The 6,535-nt window shown below is 47.1% G+C and carries 3 protein-coding genes and 1 CRISPR repeat array; all 3 genes read right to left on the bottom strand.

Annotated features, from left to right (window positions below; genetic code table 11):
* Positions 1-152: 152 nt before the first annotated feature.
* The 3 genes from V6C93_RS37085 to V6C93_RS37075 are packed head-to-tail and all read right to left on the bottom strand — an operon-like array spanning position 153 to position 5,249.
* Complete coding sequence (locus V6C93_RS37085) at positions 153-1,376, bottom strand: TniQ family protein (RefSeq protein WP_333481708.1); 1,224 nt, start codon at positions 1,374-1,376, stop codon at positions 153-155.
* Positions 1,366-2,553, bottom strand: coding sequence for an ATP-binding protein (locus tag V6C93_RS37080; RefSeq protein ID WP_333481707.1), 1,188 nt, complete (start codon positions 2,551-2,553; stop codon positions 1,366-1,368). Before V6C93_RS37080 ends, V6C93_RS37085 begins: the two co-directional genes overlap by 11 nt.
* The gene (locus V6C93_RS37075; protein WP_333481706.1) at positions 2,553-5,249 is read right to left on the bottom strand and encodes a TnsA endonuclease N-terminal domain-containing protein; all 2,697 of its coding nucleotides are present in this window, start codon (positions 5,247-5,249) and stop codon (positions 2,553-2,555) included. The genes V6C93_RS37080 and V6C93_RS37075 overlap by 1 nt, the downstream gene beginning before the upstream one ends.
* A 237-nt stretch (positions 5,250-5,486) precedes the next feature.
* Positions 5,487-6,478: a CRISPR direct-repeat array (repeat unit 37 nt; unit sequence GTTTCAGTCCCCTTGCGGGGATTAGTGAGGCCGAAAG).
* Between the last annotated feature and the right edge of the window lie 57 nt (positions 6,479-6,535).

The raw sequence follows: 6,535 nt of genomic DNA, 5'->3' as shown, positions 1-6,535 counted from the left end.
GTGTCACTTGAACCATATCCTGTCCAAAGTGGAAGCATAAGTTGTCCCCAAAACTGTGGTCACTTTATACTTCGACGTGGTGGGACGAGGTAACTAGACTTGAACCGCGAGGCTGTACCTGGAGATAGACTTGGGGAATGGCATTATTATAGCTAGGACTTTCTGATTGCTTGTCGGTATAACCTGTAACGAGCCGAAATTTGGTGGCACAAGTCGGGGAAAAATCGGGAGATATCGCCAGGGTCGTATCCAATAGTAGCGGCCACTTGTCTGAGAGACTGGGGTGGTTCAAAAGACAAGGCTGCCTCTAAAAACCTTTGTACTTTCACCGCATCAAAGCGTCGATTAGTTTTTCTATGTTGTTGAGTGATAGGCAAAAGCTTCAACGATAGCGGTTGCTCAATCACCACCTGGCCTGTGAAAACATCGAGTAAAGGAACACAAAGACACCAACAGACTCGAAGGAGCAAACCTAATTGTGCTAGTGCCTGACCACATCGCCATTCTCCAGGTACGGAAGCACTCAGATACATTAAATCAGCAAAAGCTTTGGCATTACCGTTGGTAGCTTTTTGAATACATAAGTCAATACAAAATGCCAGATTTTCTCTAGCTGGCACAGACTCAAGAAAAGGTGCTTGCTCTAGGATTTTGCCCACAGACTGCACAACAAAAATCTGCCATTCCCAATCGGGTGGCTCTACTGGGGAAGCATCCTCAGAGGTTTCGCCTGTACTCAAAAATGAACTCACACCCAACCACTGTTGGCATCTAGAGCAGAAACCCGGTCGGGAATTCCACTCTAGAGGGTAGAGCGGTCGCTGACAATTGGGACATTGATGCCATAAAGCTTGTTGATGAAAAGGACAAGTTGTCACGACCTGGAGCGACCATAATAAAGGCTCATAGATGGGTTTGCCACAACGCTCCCAATCGTCATAGCAGACGGGACACCAAGCCTTATTGGTACGAAGTAAACCTCGTGACGGTAGAACGTTAGCCCAACTTAACAACGTGAGAAACCGTAACTGATGCTGTCCTGTGAGTGCTTCCAACACATGAACTGGCTCATTGGCCATAATTCCCATGCCATTCCAGGCTCCCGTATCGTTGAAAAAGACACGGAAAAACCATCTGGATAACCCTTGATGCTGATTGCCTTGATATCTACTGACTTGTGGAGCTACTTCTTGAGCTAGCAAAATACCCGTAGGCACCCGATGAGCTGCTGCCAACCGAGCCACATAACTGGTTAAACTCTCTACTGTAGGCGTTCCTACACCGATGGGTTCAAGAGGATGCAGGCGGCTACGCTCTGGGATTGTTGTGGTTTTTGAATACCACAGTTGATGATGACTCCAGCTTTCAACTGACACTGGGAGCGCCTCCGATAACATCCCGTTGAGGATTACGCTCTCCCGGACGACGTTTCTTTGTTTTCTTGTCTTTTTTGTTAGCCGTAGAATGGGTCGGGCTATTGAGCAAGGCTTCTGTTGCTGTTGGTGGCTCCTTAGCAGTTAATCCCAATTTTTGACGCAATCGGCTCAGTTCGCTCTCCGATTGGAGCAGCGCTTTCTCACCTTCTATCGCCTCAGTTGCCATCTGCATACATTTAGAAACACTGGGAGCATAAGGTGTAAGATGTGCCAAGCTTAAAGTAGAGGCTGATTCTGCCAACGCTTTTCTTAAGGCTTGTGTTAGCCAATCCTTCACTATCCCGACACAACCGATACTGCGTTCGTAACAGTATTCCCAATGCTGCTCTAAATCGGGGGCTTCTAACAAGGGCATTTGGCAGGCAAAACTCTTGAGTACCCGTTTGAAATCTTTAACGTCCTGTGAGCAATCCGCTTGATAACGAGGAAAGTGAATATCTAGACTGCGGCGGCTCAATTGACCGCTTAAATTTCTTAACTGTAGCAGTTCATAGGTGCCAAAAAGCCCGTGTCGGGTGGACGTGAAACTTGCCATTGATTGAATGGCATCCATTTGGTCTTGTTGTCTTCGTCCCGATGCCATTTTAGTGAAGCGTTGGGCTTCATCAACTAGAAATACAATTAACCGACGTTGTTGAATAATCGCAGCTACATCCTCGCGTAAATCTGATAGATTAGCTTTTGATTTAATTAGACGTTGAGAAGAGCCACTGCCCTCAATTCGGCTACTGCCAGTTCTGAGTTTATAATCAACAAAGGGGTCAGCCAAAGCTACCAAGACACTTTTGTAATAATCTTTCCAGTCGAAAGACCCAGATTCAGGAGCGCGAGCTTCTACATAAGCAACAGGAATATGCCCACAATCAAGTTGCATATCTCTGGAGTTCTGCTCTATTAGCACTTTCACAACTTGATGGAGTAAGGTAGTTTTCCCCACCCCCGTAGGACCAAACAAAAAGATTAATGAAGCTCCTCCAGGATTATTGACAGCATCTATCACAGCTTCATAAGCAATTTTTAATCGCCTGTGTACTACCGTACAGCTTTCAAAGTAAGCCAGTTTTTCCGCCTGGGTAGCGGCTAAGAGTTCTGGAGGAAAATTCTTGGCAGAGGGCATTACCAAAACTCCTCATACGGTTCAATTTCTTCAGAATCAATCTCATCTCTATTAGGAGAGGTTTCTCGACTTATAGGAAGTGAAAGGCACTCGGAGGCTAGAGGCTGTTCTTCAGGTCGCTTCATTTTGACTCCATCAATTATTTCTAAAACCTCTTTGGCTTCTACATCCCGCAACCGTTGCTCTAAGATAACTTCTTGGGCTTCTGTACTTGCTAGAAATTCAGCTAGGGCTTTGGCTGTGATTGTAAATTGTTGGGAGTGATTTTTATGTTGTTGACGCAACTGAACGCTTGCTGCCATCATTTCTCGCTCTGAGTGACCCGCTAAGCTGCTATAGTGCTGCGAGATGCAATTTACCCACTGACCTTTAATGTAGGCATAGGCAATTCCAACATCATTTGGATCATAGCGCACGGGAACTTGAGTCTTTTCAATTTCCGGATTCCGAAAACTGTTATGCCAATAGTAGATGTGGTTAATTTTGACTCCCTGATTGGGAATGACTTTGGCAGTTCCTTTAGCTGTCGTTGGTAGTGTCAAAATTCGGAAGGTTTCATCGTAAGGAATTAGTTTGTGGGAGCGGAATCCAGTTTGCAACAAGCCTTCTGAAAAAGCCGCTCTTGGGCTTTGTCCTAGTGCTGGATGCTCCTTGTTATCGTAAAATTCATAAGCCCAATCGCATAAATTCTGATACAAACTCCCCAGAATCCAGATGGCTAAATTACGAGGATTAACGCTTTTCGTCACCGCCCTCGAATTTCTATTAATTTGCGTATTTCCCTGGAGATTGTGAATCAACATGGTGTTAGCTGTCCCGAACAAACGCTCGCATACTGAACCAAATCGAGGTTTGGCAGCCGGTCGGGTTTTCTTGGTGCAAAAGTAAGCTGCTAGGAGCCTCTCGAAGTAAATACTCATGAATTCTTTGGCTCCATCCACCACTATCGTGTCGGGCAGGCGTCCATGACGACGGACACACTCGCGCATCACCATCATGCAACTACGGTACGAGGGTGGGTCAAAACACAGATAAACGGCTAGTATTCGTCGTGAGTAAGCGTCTGTTAGGAAGGTGGCCCAAGGGCGACCCAGATTTACTGATGTATGGGAGCTAACTAGCTCAATATCTAATTGTGTATGGTCAATATGGCAGATTTCAAAGGGTCGTTGTCCGTGCCTAGGAGTGTTTACCTCTAGCTCCCAATAAAAAGGTTCGTACTTGTAAGCTGCCCTACGCCCCTGCCTTTTTAAAGCCTGTTCGTAGTTAGATTTTTGATGAATGTTTCGGACAAATGTTTTGTAGCTACAAGGGGTAATCCCTTGCTGTTCACAGGCTCGTACCAGTGAACTGTAAACGGTGAATTTTCCTTGCTGTTTGAGATTTAAATAGTTGTTAGCAATGAATTCGTCTACAATTTTTTGTGTCACTTCCGGTAATTTAGATTGGCGATTACCTTTAGAGCTGATGCGGGGCAATAAACCCACATAACCGCACCCATATCGCTCCTGGGCTTTTTGCCACGAAAGTAACCAACGGCGGATAGTACGTCCTGAGACGACCTGCTTATCGGTAGTTTTTTCACCCGCTAGGTAGGGAGCAATGATGGAATAGCGACGGTTAGCTTCTGCACAATCATCAACGCTCGCCTTGGCTAGAATGTCATTAACGACGTTAGAAGATGAGGATTGGGTGACAACTCCTGTTAACTCACCCTGTTGGACTAATTCCAATAGGGCAACGTTGGGTAGTTGGATAACTTTTGCTTCTTCATTGAGTAGGGCTGTATGGGTTTCTCCGCGATTGAGAATCGATAAGCTTTTTCCATTCCACACCACAGGAGAACCGGGTTTCAGGTCAACTAAGTTGGGGGCTAATTCTAAGGTTGATGCTCCTGTCCACTTGGTTGTTTCGGTTTGACAAACTTCCTGACTAGCCGGAAAGATTTGAAGCTGTGAACCAATTTGCGCTATGTTGACACCCCGCCAATCCACCTTTAAATGATTTTGGGCAATTAGGGTATAAACCTCGTCACAGTTGTATCCCTGTTCGAGCAATTCACCTAAGGTAATTCCTGGATGAAGTTCCACCAGTAATGTGATGTTGGCACGAACGTTCTCTTCTATGTCCAAATCGGACAGCTGCAAGTAGTCTTCGAGAAAATGAAGATTATTTTGGAAAACCCAGTCAATTTCAGTGTTGCAGCGGATGCGATAATACAGCCCTAGGCTTTGGGCTACTTCGTCTGCTGGAGGACATTGCCATTGACCCGATGCTTCTTGCACGTAACGAGCAGGCATTTTGGCTGATAATCTCACTAATTCATCCAGTGTTTTCCACTCTTCAAAGCCTGCAGATGTTCGGCGCAACACGAAGAAATCTGGGGTATGCAGGACTCCTACTTTCCGACCGCTCAGAGCTTGGTAGCTCAGTTTGATCCCACTCGGTTGGTCGTAATATTCCAGCACATCTGGGTCATATTCCATTTCATAGATGCCTGCCAATTCGTTGTGGTGGCTCTCAAACTGAATAGTCACGCCCATTTTCCGGCTGGGGTAACGACCACTCACGTTGCCTGTCCTACTGCGTACCACACGAGATGGTGGCGAACTGCGTAACAGTTCGATGTATTTCCTTGTTGGTTCTGCCAAGCCGAGCTGCTGGCACCACCGCACAAACTGTTCCCCGTCCAGCATTTATTTTTTCTCTGGCAGCAATGGGAGGATATTGTCAGTTTATCAACTCTAGGACATCTTATCCTTCCAGTTTCAACTTGGGGACAACTTATGGTTCTACCTGGCTGCCAAAGCCGTTGTTCTTCCTACGACAGCATCAGGGTTTTTCCCCTTGTTGCTGGACAGCTTATGCTTCCACTTTGGACAGGATATGGTTCAAGTGACAGTTTGATATTGAGAAGGTTGTGGCTTACAAGTGTTTCAGTCCCCTTGCGGGGATTAGTGAGGCCGAAAGACACGTTCACATTGACGCTGATGGCTTAAGCCTTAATGTTTCAGTCCCCTTGCGGGGATTAGTGAGGCCGAAAGGCTTTTTAGGTCGCTGTCGCTTCCATGTCTTTAATATGTTTCAGTCCCCTTGCGGGGATTAGTGAGGCCGAAAGCCAGCAGCCAGCCTGATCGCAGAAGTTCAGAGACTAGCAGGTTTCAGTCCCCTTGCGGGGATTAGTGAGGCCGAAAGTCATCTACCTCACGAGCGACTTCTACTTCAGGAGCGATGTTTCAGTCCCCTTGCGGGGATTAGTGAGGCCGAAAGATTTAGCCGCAGCGCTTGTCATGCTTTTATGGTGTTTCAGTCCCCTTGCGGGGATTAGTGAGGCCGAAAGTGTCCGTTCTCGTCTCTTGGTTGCCTGGGAAACTCGTTTCAGTCCCCTTGCGGGGATTAGTGAGGCCGAAAGCTGGCCTTAGAAGTACTCCTCGCTGCTGCCAGTATCGAGTTTCAGTCCCCTTGCGGGGATTAGTGAGGCCGAAAGTACTGAGTGATACCCAGCCCCTCAAAATTGGGCTGTTTCAGTCCCCTTGCGGGGATTAGTGAGGCCGAAAGCAGTCCTTACGCCTGCAATATGCAGAAGTTAAAGTTTCAGTCCCCTTGCGGGGATTAGTGAGGCCGAAAGTATCCATTACTCCCTTATCGCCTTCCAGCCCAAAGTTTGCGTTTCAGTCCCCTTGCGGGGATTAGTGAGGCCGAAAGGCAAATAAATATCCCAGATGTCCGACCACCCAAAGTGTTTCAGTCCCCTTGCGGGGATTAGTGAGGCCGAAAGTCAAGGGTGTTCCCATCGAGGATCTGCTAATTAGCCAGTTTCAGTCCCCTTGCGGGGATTAGTGAGGCCGAAAGGCACCGGGGACACTTCCCGGTAATCAGCGGGTGGTTGTTTCAGTCCCCTTGCGGGGATTAGTGAGGCCGAAAGGTGCCGACAACTCCTCTGGTGTTAACGGTTCTTTGTTTCAGTCCCCTTGCGGGGATT

Origin of the sequence: Allocoleopsis sp. (genome assembly GCF_036703385.1) — a bacterium.
Classification (GTDB): Bacteria; Cyanobacteriota; Cyanobacteriia; order Cyanobacteriales; family Coleofasciculaceae; genus Allocoleopsis.
Note: the sequence above shows the minus strand (reverse complement) of the source record. Positions and strands in the feature narration are given on the sequence as shown.

Excerpts from the sequence above, each read along its gene's own strand:
- V6C93_RS37075 (WP_333481706.1), bottom strand. The coding sequence starts at position 5,249 with ATGCTGGACGGGGAACAGTTTGTGCGGTGGTGCCAGCAGCTCGGCTTG.
- V6C93_RS37080 (WP_333481707.1), bottom strand. The coding sequence starts at position 2,553 with ATGCCCTCTGCCAAGAATTTTCCTCCAGAACTCTTAGCCGCTACCCAG.